We start from the raw sequence: 441 nt of genomic DNA on the forward strand, positions 1-441 counted from the left end.
CTGACCACTTTGTGGCTCATGACTGGGGTGAAGTCGTAACAAGGTAACCGTAGGGGAACCTGCGGTTGGATCACCTCCTTACCTGAGATAGGTTGAGTGCAGTGCTCACACAGATTGTCTGATGAAAATAGAGTGCAAATGAGTCTGCGAAGCTGACCTGCGGGTCCCCTTCGTCTAGAGGCCTAGGACACCGCCCTTTCACGGCGGTAACAGGGGTTCGAATCCCCTAGGGGACGCCATATTGCGGGATGACGGGTGAAAGGCGTTGTCAGGTTATCTTTAAGCGGATTTAGGTGAATCTGTTTAGCGATAGATGCTCTTTAACAATCTGGAACAAGCTGAAAAATTGAAATACTCAATAATATCGCCGAGGTATTGTTGAGGTGTCTCTCAAGCTGAACAGTCCGAGACAGTTTCGGGTTGTGAGGTTAAGCGACTAAG

General features: G+C 49.2%; 1 tRNA gene and 1 rRNA gene. Both read left to right on the top strand.

The features are described from left to right. Nucleotides 1-81, top strand: a 16S ribosomal RNA gene (locus AACQ38_RS23885); the annotation flags it as partial. Nucleotides 82-163: 82 nt separating this feature from the next. Continuing rightward, a tRNA-Glu gene (locus tag AACQ38_RS23890) sits at nt 164-239 on the top strand. The last annotated feature ends 202 nt before the right edge of the window (nt 240-441 follow it).

This window comes from Photorhabdus sp. RW14-46 (assembly GCF_963887965.1).
GTDB classification, from domain to species: Bacteria; Pseudomonadota; Gammaproteobacteria; order Enterobacterales; family Enterobacteriaceae; genus Photorhabdus; species Photorhabdus laumondii.